The sequence below is a fragment of the Hydrogenophaga sp. SL48 genome (assembly GCF_021729865.1).
Taxonomy (GTDB): domain Bacteria; phylum Pseudomonadota; class Gammaproteobacteria; order Burkholderiales; family Burkholderiaceae_C; genus Hydrogenophaga.
This window is the reverse complement of sequence record NZ_CP063400.1, coordinates 3385052-3400458: the sequence shown is the minus strand read 5'-3', so window position 1 is coordinate 3400458 and position 15407 is coordinate 3385052. Positions and strand designations below refer to the sequence as shown.

The 15407-nt window shown below is 66.0% G+C and carries 12 protein-coding genes and 1 pseudogene; 4 read left to right on the top strand and 9 right to left on the bottom strand.

The window, feature by feature from the left end; all coding sequences use genetic code 11:
• Nucleotides 1–8: 8 nt before the first annotated feature.
• From IM738_RS16100 to IM738_RS16065, 8 genes and pseudogenes are all read right to left on the bottom strand, one after another.
• A complete protein-coding gene (locus IM738_RS16100; RefSeq protein WP_236962015.1) occupies nt 9–872 on the bottom strand; it encodes an HDOD domain-containing protein in 864 nt (287 codons plus the stop codon).
• Entirely contained in the window at nt 869–1813 is a 945-nt protein-coding gene (locus IM738_RS16095; protein ID WP_236962014.1) for a response regulator, read from the bottom strand. The genes IM738_RS16100 and IM738_RS16095 overlap by 4 nt, the downstream gene beginning before the upstream one ends.
• Nucleotides 1810–3957 carry a PAS domain S-box protein gene (locus IM738_RS16090; protein WP_236962013.1) on the bottom strand — a complete coding sequence of 716 codons (2148 nt, stop codon included), beginning with the start codon at nt 3955–3957 and terminating at the stop codon, nt 1810–1812. Before IM738_RS16090 ends, IM738_RS16095 begins: the two co-directional genes overlap by 4 nt.
• A gap of 6 nt (nt 3958–3963) precedes the next feature.
• The gene (locus tag IM738_RS16085) at nt 3964–5343 is read right to left on the bottom strand and encodes an HD domain-containing phosphohydrolase (RefSeq protein ID WP_236962012.1); all 1380 of its coding nucleotides are present in this window, start codon (nt 5341–5343) and stop codon (nt 3964–3966) included.
• Nucleotides 5344–5463: 120 nt separating this feature from the next.
• Complete coding sequence (locus IM738_RS16080; RefSeq protein ID WP_442908526.1) at nt 5464–5586, bottom strand: oxidoreductase-like domain-containing protein; 123 nt, start codon at nt 5584–5586, stop codon at nt 5464–5466.
• Between the two features lie 111 nt (nt 5587–5697).
• Nucleotides 5698–5943, bottom strand: a pseudogene (locus IM738_RS16075) (DUF1653 domain-containing protein); the annotation flags it as partial.
• Nucleotides 5944–5956: 13 nt separating this feature from the next.
• The gene (locus tag IM738_RS16070; protein ID WP_236962011.1) at nt 5957–6583 is read right to left on the bottom strand and encodes a response regulator transcription factor; all 627 of its coding nucleotides are present in this window, start codon (nt 6581–6583) and stop codon (nt 5957–5959) included.
• The gene (locus tag IM738_RS16065) at nt 6580–8544 is read right to left on the bottom strand and encodes a two-component system sensor histidine kinase NtrB (protein ID WP_236962010.1); all 1965 of its coding nucleotides are present in this window, start codon (nt 8542–8544) and stop codon (nt 6580–6582) included. Before IM738_RS16065 ends, IM738_RS16070 begins: the two co-directional genes overlap by 4 nt.
• A gap of 21 nt (nt 8545–8565) precedes the next feature.
• On the opposite strand from IM738_RS16065, the gene IM738_RS16060 reads away from it, so the two are divergent.
• Together IM738_RS16060 and IM738_RS16055 are read left to right on the top strand one after the other, a co-directional pair.
• Entirely contained in the window at nt 8566–9591 is a 1026-nt protein-coding gene (locus IM738_RS16060; protein WP_236962009.1) for a DctP family TRAP transporter solute-binding subunit, read from the top strand.
• Nucleotides 9592–9774: 183 nt separating this feature from the next.
• Nucleotides 9775–11121 (top strand): dicarboxylate/amino acid:cation symporter, encoded by a 1347-nt coding sequence (locus IM738_RS16055; RefSeq protein WP_236962008.1) that lies wholly within the window; start codon nt 9775–9777, stop codon nt 11119–11121.
• Between the two features lie 70 nt (nt 11122–11191).
• Here the strand turns inward: IM738_RS16055 and IM738_RS16050 are convergent, their stop codons facing one another.
• Entirely contained in the window at nt 11192–12274 is a 1083-nt protein-coding gene (locus IM738_RS16050) for a TRAP transporter substrate-binding protein (RefSeq protein WP_236962007.1), read from the bottom strand.
• A gap of 738 nt (nt 12275–13012) precedes the next feature.
• On the opposite strand from IM738_RS16050, the gene IM738_RS16040 reads away from it, so the two are divergent.
• Both IM738_RS16040 and IM738_RS16035 read left to right on the top strand, forming a co-directional pair.
• Complete coding sequence (locus tag IM738_RS16040; protein ID WP_236962006.1) at nt 13013–13780, top strand: hypothetical protein; 768 nt, start codon at nt 13013–13015, stop codon at nt 13778–13780.
• Between the two features lie 535 nt (nt 13781–14315).
• Nucleotides 14316–15140: a J domain-containing protein gene (locus tag IM738_RS16035; protein ID WP_236962005.1), complete on the top strand. Its 825-nt coding sequence runs from the start codon at nt 14316–14318 to the stop codon at nt 15138–15140.
• Nucleotides 15141–15407: the final 267 nt, after the last annotated feature.

Here is a 15407-nt window from a genome sequence, read left to right as displayed (position 1 = left end):
CAGAAAATTCACGCGCAGGACATGACTTGCAGCTCGGCGTTGACGCGCTCCGCCAGATCGAGAAGGCGCTGCTCGCTGGTGCCCAGGACGGACCACAGCGGGTCTGCCAGCAGGGACTGAATGTCGGTGGGGGAGGCTTCCAGACCATGGGCCATGTGGTCGGCCAGGCGCACCAGGTCGGTGAGCGTCAGCCGCTCCCCGGCGGGGATGGGCGCCGTGGCATGGTGGCCGGCGATCGCTTCGACGAGGCTGGCAGGGAAGTTCCATTGCCGGGCCACCGCGGCGCCGACCTCGGGATGTGACACGCCAAACACGTGCTGCTCCGCCTCGTTCATGGACATGCCTTCCGAGCGGCAGATCCGCAACGCCTGTGCTTCCTGCACCGGACTGGTCATGGCCAGCACCAGCTTGCCCACGTCGTGCAGCAGGCCCAGCAAGAAGGCCTCACCGGTGTCCAGCGACGCGACCTTGGCCAGCTCCCGGGCCGCGAGGGCCGTGCACAGTGTGTGGCGCCAGTAGGTGTCGAAGCAGAAGCCCTCGCAGCGCAAGGCCCCCAGCGTGGCCTGCAGCGACACCACGGCCAGCGTGCTCGCGACCGTGCGCAGGCCCAGCATCTGCACGGCGTCGCCGATGCGCGAGACCTGGCCCGGCGCGCCATAGAAGGCGGAATTGGCCAGGTGCAGCACACGCACCGTCAGTGCCTGGTCGCGCTCGATCGCCTCGATGCAGGCCGACGCGGGCGTGTCGTCTTCGCTCAGGACCTTCACCGCCGCCATGAAGGCGCTCGGCAACGAAGGCAGTTCACCGATGCAGCGTGCCCAGGCGGCTGTCTTCAGCCCGGCGGCCGGGGCGTCCAGGGTGGTGGTGCTCACGCCAGGCTCCCCGACGCCACCGCCACCGCCATGGCCTCGGTCTGCAGCTGCACCAGCACCAGCCGACCCAGGGGGTGCCGCTGCCCGGGCATGGGGCGCAGCCAGACCCTGGCGGGGTGCCCGTCGATGGCGGTGCGGAACCCGTCGTCGTCGCAGGCCGCAGACGATGCCAGCGCGGACAACACCCGCTGCATCGAGGGCAAGGGCTCGAGCCCCAGCGCGGACGACCAGTGCGGCCACTGGTGCACGGCCAGGCGATTGACGTAGGCCAGCATGCCGTCGTCGCCGATGCCGAACACGGCCATGGGCAACGCGTCCAGCGCGTCCCGGGAGGCACCGGCTGCGTTCTGCATGGCCCGCCGAAGCTCGCTCTCGTCGTGCACCATGCGTTCGAGCCGCTGATTGGCGAGGGCCAGTTCGCGGTTGGCCTGTTGCACCGCTTCGCCCAGACGGCGGTTCTCTGCGGCGAGTTCGCTCTGCTCGAAGGCCTGCGCCACGTGGTTGCGCAAGAGATCGTCGTCCCAGGGCTTGGTCAGGAACTTGTACACGGCACCCTCGTTGACCGCCTCGATGATCGATTGCAGATCGGTGTAGCCCGACAAGGTGATGCGCACGGTGTGGGGGTGCAGGCGCCGGGCCTCACGCAGGAACTCGATGCCGGTCATGCCAGGCATGCGCTGGTCCGAGAGGATCACCTCCACCGCCTGCTGGGCCAGCAACGCCAGCGCCTCGGTGCCACTGGTGGCGGTGAGGATGTGGTACCCCTCGCGGCGGAACAGGCGCTTGAGCGCCGACAGGATGGGCGCTTCGTCGTCCACCAGCAGCAGCGTGCGCGGGTGGGCGTGCGGGCTCGGCAGGCCCCCGGTGTCGCCTGTGCCGTGCGGCCGCAGCGAACCCACCGGGCCCGCCCCGCTCAGCACCTGCTCGAAGGGCGTGTTCATGACGCTGGGACCCACAGCGGTGGCTTGGCGTCTTTGGCCAGTGACTGGGGCCCGTCGACCGGGAGCCAGACGCGGATGGCGGTGCCCCGGCCCAGGGCCGAGTGCACCTGGATCGCGCCGCCGTGCTTCTGGACGATGGAGAACGACAGCGACATGCCCAGCCCCGTGCCCTTGCCCACGTCCTTGGTGGTGAAGAAGGGCTCGAACATCCGCCGCTGAACCTCGGCGCTCATGCCGCAGCCGGTGTCTTCCACCTGCACCCAGGCCCAGCCCTGCTCGACGCCGGACAGCAGCGTGATGGTGCCCCGGTCGGTGATCGCGTGCGCCGCATTGACGACCAGGTTCATGAACACCTGGTTGAGCTGCGCGAGCAGGCAGGTGACCAGCGGCAGCGGGGCCAGCTGCTTGATCACCTCGGCCTTGTATTTCACCTCGTGGCGCACGACGTTGAGGGTGGATTCCAGTCCCGCGTTGAGGTCCGACTGCGCCCAGTCGGATTGGTCGACGCGCGAGAAGTCCTTGAGGTCCTGAACGATCTTCTTGACCCGACCCAGGCCTTCGGCGCATTCGTCCAGCAGCACGGGCAAGTCTTCGCGCAGGAAGTCGATTTCGATGTCCTCGCGCTTCTTCGCCAGCGCACGGACCATGGCCGGATCGCCGGGTGCGGCCAGCGTGGCATCGCAGGCCTCGCTCAGGCCGAGCAGACCGTCGACGTACTGGCGCAAGGTGTTGAGGTTGGAACTGACGAAGCCGATCGGGTTGTTGATTTCATGCGCCACACCCGCTGCCAGCTGGCCGATCGACGCCATCTTGTCCTGCTGCAGCAACTGGTTCTGGGCTTCTTCCAGCTGGCGGTTCATCGTGTGCAGTTCCGTGACCCGCGCCTGCAGCTGGGCCTGGGCATCGCGGATGTCCGAGCGGTCCTGCATCATCCACCAGGTGCCCTGCGCCGTGTCGCTCGTGTCCGCCACGTGGGCGTCCATCTGCACCCAGATGGCATGACCATCGGCGTGGCGCAGCCACATCTCGCTGTGGATCGGATCGCCCTGCGACAGCCTGGGCCCCGCGTAGCGGCCGAAGCTGGCGTAGTCCGCATCCGACAGGTAGACCGCTCGTCCCGGCAGGCCGATCATGTCGCGCCCGATGTAGCCGAACATGTCGGCCATGGCGGGGTTGACCCGCTGGATGATGCCGCCGCTGGTGTAGGCGACACCGATGGGCGAGTTGACGATGAACATCTCCAGGTTGCGCGCGGTCGCCGCCAGCTCCGCCGAACGTTGCCGGACGGTTTTCTCCAGCTCGTTGCGGTGCTGCAGCAGGGCGTCTTCCGAGACGCGGCGGGCGGTGACGTCCTGCAGGGTTTCGATGGCGCCGATCACCCGGCCCTGCGCGTCGTGCAGCGGTGCGGCGGTGAAGAACAGCCATTTGCCCGATGGGCCGAACTGGGGGAAAAAGGCCTCGACCTCGACCCCACCGGGGGTGGTGGACGACAGGGTCATGTGGCCGCCGTAGTACGACTGCAGCGTGGCCTCGTCGACCCCGTCGACGATCATTTCCGCGAGCAGGGGGCGCTTCTCGGGGTAGAACGCCTTCCAGCCGTCGCACGAGCCGAGCACCTCGCTGCGCGGGATGCCCGTCATGCGCTCGCAGGCCGTGTTCCAGTGCGTCACCCGGTGCTGCTTGTCGATCACCAGGGACGGCACCGAGGCACCGTCGATGATCTGCGACAGCATCTTGGTCATCTTGAGCAGGCTGCTCTGCACGTGCATCACGTCGCTGAGGTCGACACAGGTCACCACCACCTGGGCGTGGTCGTCGAAACAGACCCGGCGTGCGTGGATCTCCACCGGGCGAAGTCCGCCGTCCAGGGTCACGATCGAGGCCGACACCACGGGGGGGTGCTCGCCGTGCACCGCGCAGTCCTGCAGCGCCGAGCGCAACGGGGGGCGCGAGTCCACGTCCACCAGGTCGAGCAGGGACAGGCCGGCCAGCTCGCCGGCGCTGCGGGCGCTCAGGCGGCACAGCGCGTCGTTGGCGCTCAGGATGCGCCCCGCGTCCAGCAGGGCCGAGGGCACGGCCACCGCGTGCACGATTTCCCGTGCGATGCTGGCGCCCGGGGTCTGTTGCTCAGGCGCTTCGGTCATCATGATTCAAGCCCGGGGCGATTTGACGGGCTTGACGTCGGATGGCAGGGAGTCGCTTCGCACCCACAGCGTGAGCCGGACGCCCTCGCGCGAGGCGAAGGCCGTCACCTGTCTGACCACCCGCTCGTCGAACACGTAGCCCGCAGCCAGCAGCGTGGCGCCTTTGGCCGACAACACCGCTCGCGCCAGCACCATGCCGGGGCGCAGATCGTGTGCAGCGATCTGCGCGTCGTTCTTCGCGGCCGTGGCCAGGTCTTCGGCGACCTGGAGCAAGGCTTCGACCACGGCTTTGTCGTAGTGCGTGCCGATGCCGCCCCTGATCAGGTCGTGGGCGCGGTCCACCGGGAGGTGGAGTTCCCCCATGGCGCCGTGGGTCAGCTCGTCCAGGTCGCTGGCGGCGGTCACGATGCGCGCGCCCATCGTGATCTCGGTGCCCGTCAGGCCGTCGGGAAAGCCCTTGCCGTCGACCCGTTCGTGGTGCTGCCGCACGATCTTCGCCACCCCCTGCAGCTGGGCCAGTGCCATCAAGGCGGTTTCGCCCTCGATCGGGTGGCGCCGGTAGCGCTGGTGATCGTCCGCGGTGTAGGTCGACATCGGCTTGCCCAGCATGGTGTCGGGAAACCCGATGGTGCCGATGTCGTGCACCAGCGCGGCCAGATAGACGTCGCGCACCTCGCGCTCCGTCAGGCCCAGGCGCTTGGCGGTCTCCCGGCTCAGGTCCGCCACGCGGCGGGCGTGACCCGGGTGGCTGCCCCGCAGTTCCATCAGGCTGGAGAACACGTTCACCGCGAGCACGAAGGTGTTGTCCAGGTCTTCGTAGGCCGCGTCCAGCATGCCGTTGATCTGCTCCAGCTCGGCGGTGCGGGCCATCACCCGGGATTCCAGGGTCTGGTTGGCGTGCTGCAGCTGTTCGTTCTGACGCTGGGTCAGCTCGGTCAGTTCGGCGTTCTTCTGTTCCAGGCGGCGCCGGGTCAGTGCTTCGCGCACCACCAGCACCAGCTCATGGTCGTCCCAGGGTTTGGCGATGTAGCGGTGGATGGCGCCCTGGTTGATGGCGGCGATCGTGGACGCCATGTCGGCGTAGCCGGTCAGCAGCACCCGCACGATGCGCTCGTCGTGGTGCTTGACCAGTTCCAGGAAGCGCGCGCCGTCCATTTCCGGCATGCGCATGTCTGAAATGACCAGGTCCACCCGGTGGGTTTGCAGCAGCGCCATGCCGGCGGCGGCACTGGTCGCCTGCAGCGTGCGGATGCCCTGCGCGCGGAACACGCGACGCAGGGCGCTGAGGACAGAGGCCTCGTCGTCGACGGTCAGGACCGTCGGCATGTCGGAAGACCCTTCGATCACCTCGGGCGAAAGCGGCTCTGGGAGCTCGATGGTGGACATGGCGTCATGGAACCTGGGAGTGATCAGCCTGTTTCGACCAGCCCGCCCCGCACTTGAGGGTTCCCTCCGAGAGCCCCCCCTCGGCTCATGGGCATTCGGCCCGGCGGCGGGGTGCTCCGGTCAGCCGAGCAGCGCGAGGGCGTCCACCCGCCAGTGGTGCAGCGCCTCGTAAAACCCCTCCCACACGCAGCCGTTGCAGCCACGCCCGCAGCAGGCCGTGGGCTCGGGGGGCGGCGGGCGCAGGGCGGTGTCGAGCTGAAGCCGCCGCTCCCGCAGCGCGCGGCCGCGCAGGTGGGCGATCAGCGCGTGCGCGGTGGCCAGGTCGCCCAGCGGGATGCGCGCCGGGTCGTGCGGGGCGAAGCGGGGCTGTTCCTGGCCTTCGAACCGGCCGTGTTCGGCGAACATGGTGGCGGGGCGCACCCACAGGCCCCCGGTCTTCAGGCCCTCGCCGTACAGCGCGCGGTACAGGGTCATGCCTTGCAGGGTCTCGCTGCAGCGCACGGTACTGATCACCTCGTACCAGCCGCCCTTGTAGTGGCGGTAGAGGCCGGGGGGCGTGGCGTTCAGCGGGGGCAGGTCGTGGTCGGTGGGGCTGGTCATGTCGAGAAAGGGGTCAGTCGCTGGCGCCGGCGATCAGCCGGCCCATGCGGTGGGCGAGCTCCACCGCCGACTGCACCTTGAGCTTCTCGAAGATGTTGGCGCGGTGGAACTCCACCGTGCGCTGGGCGATGCCCAGGTGGTCGGCGATGTTCTTGTTGTAGTGGCCCTGCAGCAGCTCGTCGAGCACCTCGCGCTCGCGCGCGCTGAGCGCGGCCAGCGCCTGCTGGAAGCGCAGCTTCTCCTGCGATTCGGTGTGCAGCGTCACGGCGGCCTGGCGCGCGGCCTCCACCTTGTCCACCAGCAGGTTGTTCTGGAATGGTTTTTCGAGGAAGTCCCAGGCCCCGTTCTTCACCGCCGCCACCGCCATGCTCACGTCGCCATGCCCAGTGAGGAACAGCACCGGCCAGGGCCAGTGTTGCGCCTTGAGCTGCTCGAAGGTGGCCAGGCCCGAGAGCGGCTCCATGCGGATGTCGAGCAGCACCACACAGCAGGCGTTGGGCACCTCGCCCGTGCGCACCGCCTGCAGGAACAGGTCGCCGCCCGCCCAGCTGCGCGTGGGCAGGCTGCGCGAGTCGAGCAGCCAGGCCAGCCCGTCGCGGAAGTCGGTGTCGTCGTCAACGATGTGGACGGTGGGGTTCATTGCGTGGGCAGCCAGAGGGTGAATTTTGCGCCCAGCAGGTCGGCGCTGTCCGCCAGCTCGATGCGGCCGTGGTGCGCCTCGGCGATGGAGCGGCAGATCGCCAGGCCCATGCCCATGCCGCCGGGCTTGTGGCTGGCGAAGGCGTCGAAGACCGTGACCCGTTGCTCGGGGGGCACGCCCGGCCCGCTGTCGGCCACGCACACGCCGACCTGCTGCTCCCCCGGCAGCAGGCTCACACGCACCCGTGCCGGCGTGCGCCCGCTGCGCGCCGCCCACTCGCCCGCGTTGAGCACCAGGTTGTGCAGCGCGTTCTCCAGCAGCAGCGCGTCGGCCGGCACGGTGGGGCCGTCGCCCGCGGCCAGGCTCAGCTCCAGCGCCACGCCCTCGGGCAGCGGCACGCTGTGGGCGACGCGCGCCACGAAGGGCGCCAGCGCCATCGGCAGGCGCGTCATGTCCTGCCGGCGCGCGAAGGCGTTGATGCGCTGGATCACGCGGCCCGCTTTGTCAGCCATGCGCTCCATGCGCTCGACCACCGGCACGATCTCGTCCAGCGTGATGCGCCGCTCGCGCACGCGGTTGAGCAGGCCGGTGGCGAAGCCGCTGAGCGCGCCCAGCGGCTGGTTGAGTTCGTGCGCCAGCGTGGACGCGACCTCGCCCATGGCCACCAGCCGGCCCGAGGCCTCCAGCAGCTCCTGCTGCCGCGCGGCCAGGCGCTCGACGCGCTGGCGCTCGGTCACGTCCAGCACCGAGCCGACCCAGCCCACCACCTCGCCGCTGGCCAGGGTGAGCGGGCTGCTGTGGGCCAGCACATTGATCGGTGTGCCGTCTCGATGCAGCAGTTGCAGCGTCACGCCGGCCTGCTGCGTGGCGAGGTCGCTGGCAGCACGTTGCAGCTGCGCGAACTCGTCGCCCTGTGCTTCGGGCCAGTAGGGCGGTGGGCCGGTGTGGGTGATCAGCTCAACGGGCGACCAGCCCACCAGCCGCGCAAACGCGGGGTTGGCGTAGAGCAGACGCCCCTGCGTGTCCCAGGCGCGCAGGCCGAGGGTGACCGAGCGTTCCATGGCGGTGCGCAGGGCCAGCTGGGTCTGCAGCCGGCCCTCGGCGCGCTGGCGGCGCGCGGCGTCGCGCCACAGGGCGAGCAGCGCCAGCAGCATGCCGGCCAGGCAGAGCATGGCCACCGCGAAGAAGGCGCGCGGCGCGAGCGGGGCCGCGTCGCCGCTGGGGGTCACCTGCAGGCGCAGCTGGGCACCCGGGAGGTTGATGGGGGCGATGTAGCGGCGGGGGGTGTCGCCCACCGGCGCGGCGCTGTCGTCGGCCAGGGCGAGCGCGTGGTTCTGCAGGAACCAGGCGGGGATGAGTCCGGTGAGCAGGCGCGCCACGGGCACGGCGGCCACCTGGTCACCCACGAAACGGCCCTGCTCGAAGTGCGGCACGGCCAGCCAGAGCAGTGCCTCGCCGCCCGCCGACACCAGGGGGCCGGCGTAGGCCGGGCGCTGCAGGCCACGCGTGGTGTCGAGCAGCGTGCTCAGCGCCTCGGCGTGCGCGGGCTGCTGCGCCGCCGCCTGCAGGTAGGCGGGCCAGGGGCGGCGGTCGCCGGGGGTGGCCGCCGGCACCCAGCCCTGAAAGGCCAGCAGCTCGGGGCTGCGCCACCAGGGGCCGCTGGGCGGGGCCGTGGCCCGCGGCCCGCCGGGCTGCGCCTGCAGGGCGAGCGCGGCGAGGTCGCCTTCGAGCCGCCGGAAATGGAAGCGCAGGGTCTGGTCGAGCCACTCGGCGTCGGCGGTGCGCCGGCGGTCGGCCTCGCGTGCTTCCTCGGCGCGCAGGAACAGCCACATCGCCACCGCCGAGGCCGCCACCAGCAGCAGCAGCGCACCCAGCCAGGTCATGGCGCGGCGCGTCAGGGCCGCGGCCTGGCGCGTGTCCAGGTCCAGCGTGTCGAAATCCAGCGGGGTGTCGGTTGCCATCGCCTCGTTAGCATAGCGAGCATGTCCGCCACGCCCGTTCCCCGTTCACCGCGCGTCCTGCGCCGGGCGGTGCTGGGGGCGGCCTGCGCGCTGGCCGGCGGCTGGGCAGGGGCGGCGCGGCCTGCGGTGCTGCTGCGGTTCTCGCATGTGGTCGCGCCCGACACACCCAAGGGCCAGATGGCGCTGCGCTTCCAGTCGCTGGTGCACGCGCGCGCGGGCGGCCGCATCCGGGTGGAGGTGCACCCCGCCTCGCAGCTCTGGGGGGACGACGACGAGATCGAGGCGCTGCGCCTTGGCGCGGTGGAGATGCTGGCGCCCTCGCTCTCGAAGTTCGGCATGGCCGGCGTGCCCGAGTTCGAGGTGTTCGACCTGCCTTACCTGTTCGCCGACCTGGGGCAGGTGCGCCGCGTGACGCAGGGTGAGGTGGGGCGCGGGCTGCTGCAGCGCCTGGGCCGCCAGCAGATGCTGGGCCTGGGTTTTCTCGACAACGGCTTCAAGCAGATGAGTGCCGCGCGCCCCCTGCGCACCCCGGCCGACTACCGGGGCCTGCGCGTGCGGGTGCAGGCCTCGCGGGTGCTGGGCGAGCAGGTGCGCGCGCTGGGCGCGCAGCCGGTGGTGCTGCCCTTCGGCGAAACGCAGCGCGCGCTGGCCAGCGGCGTGGTGGACGCGGCGGAGAACCCGCTCTCCAACTTCCTCACGCAGGGGCTGGCCGCGCTGCAGCCGCACCTCACGCTCACGCAGCACGGCTACCTGGGCTACGCGGTGGTGAGCCACCCGCGCTTCTGGGCCAGCCTGCGAGTGGCCGACCGCGAGCTGCTGGACACGGCGCTGGCCGAGGCGCTGGCGCACGGCAACCGCCTCGCCGCCGAGCTGGACGCGATGGCCCTGGCGACGCTGCGGCGCACGCCCGGCCTGCAGGTGCACGGGCTGACGCCGGCCGAGCGCAGCGCGCTGCGCCGCCACCTGCAGACCGTGTACGACGGCTTCCAGCGCAGCCTGGGATCGGCGCTGCTGACCGACGTGCAGCGGGCGCTCGACCAGCGCTGAAACGCCGCTTGAAACCGGTCGCTGCGGGGCGTACGTAGTTCTACGACTGTTGAACGCCACAGTTGGCGCGACGCGGGCCCCTGCGTATCGTCCCGCCTGTCCCGAACACCGGGCACTTGCAGGCGCCGGCAGCCGACACACCCGGCGCCCCACTTCGTACAAGTTCCGCTGGAGACAAACCCCATGGCCACGAGCCCCGCGCGCAAACCGCTCTACAAATCCCTCTACGTCCAGGTCCTGTTCGCCGTCACGGTGGGCGTGCTGCTGGGCCACTTCTACCCCGCGCTCGGGGAGCAGATGAAGCCGCTGGGCGACGCCTTCATCAAGCTGATCAAGATGATCATCGCGCCCATCATCTTCTGCACCGTGGTGGTGGGCATCGCCGGCATGGAAGACATGAAGAAGGTCGGCAAGACCGGCGGCCTGGCGCTGCTGTACTTCGAGGTCGTGTCCACGGTGGCGCTGCTCATCGGTCTGCTGGTGGTCAACCTGATCCAGCCCGGCTCGGGCATGCACGTGGACGCCGCCACGCTCGACACCAAGGCCATCGCGGCCTACACCGAGCCCGGCAAGATGAAGGGCACGGTCGACTTCCTGCTGGGCGTGATCCCCACCTCGGTGGTGGATGCGTTCGCCAAAGGCGACATCCTGCAGGTGCTGCTGTTCTCGGTGCTGTTCGGCTTCGCGCTGCACAAGTTCGGCGGCCGCGGCACCATGGTGTTCGACTTCATCGAGAAGAGCTCGCACGTGCTGTTCGACATCGTCGGCATCATCATGAAGGTGGCCCCCATCGGCGCGTTTGGCGCCATGGCCTTCACCATCGGCAAGTACGGCATCGACTCGCTGTTCTCGCTCGGCAAGCTCATGGGCACCTTCTACCTGACCTGCCTGCTGTTCGTGTTCCTGGTGCTGGGCCTCATCAGCCGCTTGCACGGTTTCAGCATCGTGAAGTTCATCCGCTACATCAAGGAAGAACTGCTGATCGTGCTGGGCACTTCGTCGAGCGAGTCGGTGCTGCCGCGCATGATGGAGAAGATGGAAAACCTGGGCGCCAAGAAGTCGGTGGTCGGCCTGGTGATCCCCACCGGTTATTCGTTCAACCTCGACGGCACCTCGATCTACCTGACCATGGCCGCGGTGTTCATCGCCCAGGCCACCGACACGCCCATGACGCTGACGCAGCAGCTGACCCTGCTCGCCGTGCTGCTGCTCACCTCCAAGGGCGCGGCCGGCATCACCGGCAGCGGTTTCATCGTGCTGGCGGCCACGCTGTCGGCGGTGGGTGGTGTGCCGGTGGCCGGCCTGGCGCTGATCCTCGGTATCGACCGCTTCATGAGCGAGGCCCGCGCCCTGACCAACCTGGTGGGCAACGGCGTGGCGACGCTGGTGGTGGCCAAGTGGACCGGCGACCTCGACATGCAGCGCCTGCAGCAGGGCCTGGACCATCCCACCGCGCAGGAAGCCGACGAGCCCGAAGAGATCCTCGACCAGCAGGTGGCGCACATGGCGGTGGGCGACGCCAGGTCCTGAGCAAGGTCTTGCGATCACAAAAAAAAGCCGCTCATCGAGCGGCTTTTTTGCATGGGGGCTTCTTCCGGGATCAGAGCTTCACGCCACCGATGTAGCCGTCGTAGCGCCACTCTGAGAACTTGCTCCACAGCACCTGGTCGCGCTGGAAGGCGCGCATGTCCTGGTGGATCTTCTTGAACTCGGGCGACTTGGCTTCGTGGGCGGCGAACACCTCCATCGAGGCCTTGTAGCCCGCGTCCATCAGTTCCTTGCTGAAGGGCCTGAGCTTGGTGCCGCTGGCCACCAGGCGCTTGAGCGCCGCCGGGTTCTGGGCGTCGTACTTGGCGGTCATGTCGCGCGCGGCCACGGCGCCCGCGGCGCGCACGATGGCCTTGTTCTCGGCCGACAGCGCCTCGAAGGCCTTCTTGTTGATGAAGAACTCCAGCTCGGCGCCGCCTTCCCACCAGCCGGGGTAGTAGTAGAACGGGGCCACTTTCTGGAAGCCCAGGCGCTCGTCGTCGAAGGGACCGACGAACTCGGTGGCGTCCAGCGTGCCTTTTTCCAGCGCCTGGTACACCTCGCCGGCCGGCATGTTCTGGGCCACCACGCCCAGCTTGGCCATGGCCTCGCCGAACAGGCCGCCGCCCATGCGCATCTTCAGGCCCTTGAGGTCGGCAGCGGTCTTGATCTCCTTGCGGTACCAGCCGCCCATCTGCGTGCCGGTGTTGCCGGCGCTCATGGAGGTGATGTTGTACTGGGCGTAGAACGCGTCCATGTACTTCCGGCCGTTGCCGTGCTCCATCCAGGCGTCCATGTGTCGGGCCGTCAGGCCGAAGGGCACGGCGCAGCCGAAGGCAAAGATCGGGTCCTTGCCCGTGAAGTAGTAGGACGCGGTCTGCGCCATCTCCAGCGTGTTCTGCTGCAGGGCGTCCACCACGCCGAAGGCCGGCACCAGGTCGCCGGCCGCGTGCACCGAGACCTCAAACTTGCCGCCCGAGAGCGCCTTGACGGTTTCCGAGAACTTCTCGGCCGAACCGTAGATGGTGGGCAGCGACTTGGGGAAGCTCGACGCCATGCGCCAGCGCACGGCGGCCTGGGCATGCACGGCCGGTGCGATGCCGGCGGACAACACGCCGGCAATGCCAGCGTTCTTGATGAGGGAACGACGATCCATGGGGTTTCTCCGGAGGATGAAAAATGCCGGTGCCCCGGTGCGGCTGGCGCACCGGTCGCCCGGCGGTGACGAAACCCGTGAACCTTACCAGAGCCGAGGGTTAACCCTTTGTGGCTACAGGTGATCTGCCGGGCAGCGAGGCAGGGGGCAGGTCGGCGTCATGGGGCTCCCTCGCGCGAGACTGCTTCGATCGGTTGAATCAGTGCTGAATGGCCGCGTCAATGAGCCGGGGACCTTCGCGGCCGGGTGTCGGTAAGAGGCTCATGCTCGCCTGAGCGGAGTCACCCGCTGCCGTCGGTCTGAACGGCGGCGATCACCGTCAGCGGTCATTCAGCGAACGACCACCCGTGCGGCTGCTTCACCCCCAAGACAGGGTACTTGCTGGTGTGAGGCAACAAGTTTCCGATGAAGGTCCGGTTTCGCCCAGCGCGAACTGGCACTTCCGACCCGTTGCTGTCATTCCCCAGTCTCCCAAAAACGGTCCTTCAGCCGTACAACTGCTCGGTGCTGAGGCTACAGTGCATGTACCGAATGCGCTCACGCAATTGGTCCGAAATCCGCGTGGAATGCAGCACAGGAGTGCTGGGTTTCATAGAACTTTTATAACTGGACACAATCCGGCATATTGGGCGACAAGCGACTTTCAGGAGGGACGCATGACCAACCTATGGAGCAGAATCCAACATATAGAGCAGGCTTTGCTCTGGATATATCGTTACATGATGAGGAAGTCTACCCATGGATTTAAAAAATTACGCAGAAATAGTTTACTTCCAATTCTACCGGAAGGTTGAGGAATTGGATTTCTTTATCACAGAGGCTGCTGATAACGCATTTAGCTACAAGGATGCTCCGGCTCCAAAGGATAATTTTTACTTTGATAAGATGCAGTTTACCTTCTCTGCTTGCATTAATGCCCTTGTATCAACTTGGGAAATTGCTAAATTAAGTAAATCCTTGGCTAATGAGTTAGGCGGTCTTTCTGAAAGGGAAGGGTTGGTTTCCGAGATGAATCTTGAGAGTAATCCTCAAGTTTTCGCTGAGTATTTTGATTGCGATCCGGCTGTGCACTATTGGTTTCGCTTCATGAAAGACGCGAGGAATGCAAATGCTCACGATGGCTCGTTTGCATTAAATGGTGGTAATATTGAGGAATTCCTATTTCAAACTGACTTGCATAGGTTCAAATGGGATGGAAAATCTAAACGGTTTGCATACGTAGTCTCGGAGTCTCCGAAGGGAAATGCTGTTTGTGTGATATTAAAAGCGGCGATTGCTCTCGTGCCGGCTTTTGAGAATAAACTAGAGCGACCTATCCTTTCCCTCGGCGACCATTATGCCTCCGCAAAGTTTAAGCTTGAATCCATCGTGGGTCTGCTAAACAATTTTCGAGGGAAAGAGTCCGAATTAATAGGGTCTATGGTTCAAGCCCAGATTGGTGGTCAGAAAAATCGTAGCTGTGAAAAGCAACTTGAATCATGGGCTCGAAAACTCGAGAGCATGTAACAATGCCAATCACGGCGACGTCTACTGCATTGCGGCTTCGCCTCCATTTCGTGGCCGCGCGTGCTATTGGCGTTGAACGACTCTTACCCGTTTGACGGTCGACCGCTCCTGGCCGGGAATACCAGTTCGCGGCCGCTCCAGGAAGCCGACACTCGCTGTAGAGCCGGACCGAACGACCGCTTCCTCAGGTGACCGCCGGCGCAAGTCGACCCGGAGCGGGCATCTGGCACGGCGTCGCAAAACCGTCGTTCCCAGTTGCTGCGGTCGGCAGGTTTTGCCGCTGCAACTGGGTGCTCTCAAGTAAACTGCCCAACGGTTTTCATGCCCGCCCCGTCAATCCGTTCAGGTGCCGGGAGACAAGTCGGGATTGTCTGATCTGCTAGACATGTTCGGGCATACAACGAGACGCTTTACAGGTTTGATTCAAACACATTATGGGGATGCCGTGTGACCTTTTTTAACGATTGCCTGCGGTGTTATCTGCCGTTTTGCGGGTTTAAATCAAAGTTAGGCGTAAAATAAGAGATCGATGATTATGGAAGTTAAAAAAGCGTTTGAAATCCTAGGTCTTCATGAGTCCGCAACGGAGTCAGAAATCGAAGCTAGCTTTAGAAGTCTTGCGCTCGCACGTCATCCAGACAGGGGTGGGTCAGATGCCGAGATGCAGGAACTAAACACAGCTAGATCAGTGGCGAATTCCGTCGCTCGTAATACTGCAATAATTCCTATCAGCGTTGTGAAGGATATCGTTGCGGCGACAACCAATGCACTCACAATAAGATCCGAAATATCGCGCGACATTGGCGTTGCCGTATCGCAGATAAAGGAGAAGGCAACAGGACAGCTAAAGCAGTCTAGACAGATGGCTACGCTTGTTGGTGGGGTTTCGGCTGCGGCATTGTTCCTTGGCAAGGACTTGCCGGAAGCGTTTCTCGGTTCGCTTGCCGGGCCAGATATGTCAGCCGTGTTCTCCATTGCATTTCTATTTGTTGGCATGATAACTGCCGTGATGTATTGGAAAATCACCAATGAAATAGATCAGATGGAAAGGTCGACTGATGAATTTTCCGCGTATCTATCAAGTAGACCTAACTACGCTTTATTTATGGACCATGTTACGCAAGGCTATGACAACTGGACTCACGATGAGTTGGCAGAGTATCTCGAGCGTCGTTCGTTTGCTGGGGTGTTAAAGGAGCGCAATTGGGCTCGGCTTGCATATCAGATTGGTTCAGACGTTCTTGCACGGCTGCTAGTATCCAAGGGACTCGAGCTTGATCTTCTCAAGCGAGAAGAAATTACGGATGGGCGCCGCCTTATTGAGCGATATTCATTGGCACTGAAAAATACGGGGCGATGACGCTCAACAATTCGCTGCAGGCCCGACGTCCCTGACGGGTCGCGGCCTGAGCTCATACGTTGAACGACCGCTTTGCCGTAGCTGCGAAGACTGGATCTGGCCGGGAGCGTGAGCACGCGGCAGTGCCGGGAACATGACCTTCGCTGTCAGAGCGCTCGCCAACCAAAGCCAGGCGTCGGCACTGTCCACGAACAGCCACTGCCGGCCAGCGCCTGCCGTTCGATGCGCCGAAATGGGCGACAGGTCAGCGCCCATGGTTGAAGTTGA

Bases quoted from the DNA above. Each gene is read 5' to 3' on its own strand.
- IM738_RS16095 (WP_236962014.1), bottom strand. From the start codon at position 1,813: ATGAACACGCCCTTCGAGCAGGTGCTGAGCGGGGCGGGCCCGGTGGGT.
- IM738_RS16090 (WP_236962013.1), bottom strand. From the start codon at position 3,957: ATGACCGAAGCGCCTGAGCAACAGACCCCGGGCGCCAGCATCGCACGG.
- IM738_RS16085 (WP_236962012.1), bottom strand. From the start codon at position 5,343: ATGTCCACCATCGAGCTCCCAGAGCCGCTTTCGCCCGAGGTGATCGAA.
- IM738_RS16070 (WP_236962011.1), bottom strand. From the start codon at position 6,583: ATGAACCCCACCGTCCACATCGTTGACGACGACACCGACTTCCGCGAC.
- IM738_RS16065 (WP_236962010.1), bottom strand. From the start codon at position 8,544: ATGGCAACCGACACCCCGCTGGATTTCGACACGCTGGACCTGGACACG.
- IM738_RS16060 (WP_236962009.1), top strand. From the start codon at position 8,566: ATGTCCGCCACGCCCGTTCCCCGTTCACCGCGCGTCCTGCGCCGGGCG.
- IM738_RS16055 (WP_236962008.1), top strand. From the start codon at position 9,775: ATGGCCACGAGCCCCGCGCGCAAACCGCTCTACAAATCCCTCTACGTC.
- IM738_RS16050 (WP_236962007.1), bottom strand. From the start codon at position 12,274: ATGGATCGTCGTTCCCTCATCAAGAACGCTGGCATTGCCGGCGTGTTG.
- IM738_RS16040 (WP_236962006.1), top strand. From the start codon at position 13,013: ATGGATTTAAAAAATTACGCAGAAATAGTTTACTTCCAATTCTACCGG.
- IM738_RS16035 (WP_236962005.1), top strand. From the start codon at position 14,316: ATGGAAGTTAAAAAAGCGTTTGAAATCCTAGGTCTTCATGAGTCCGCA.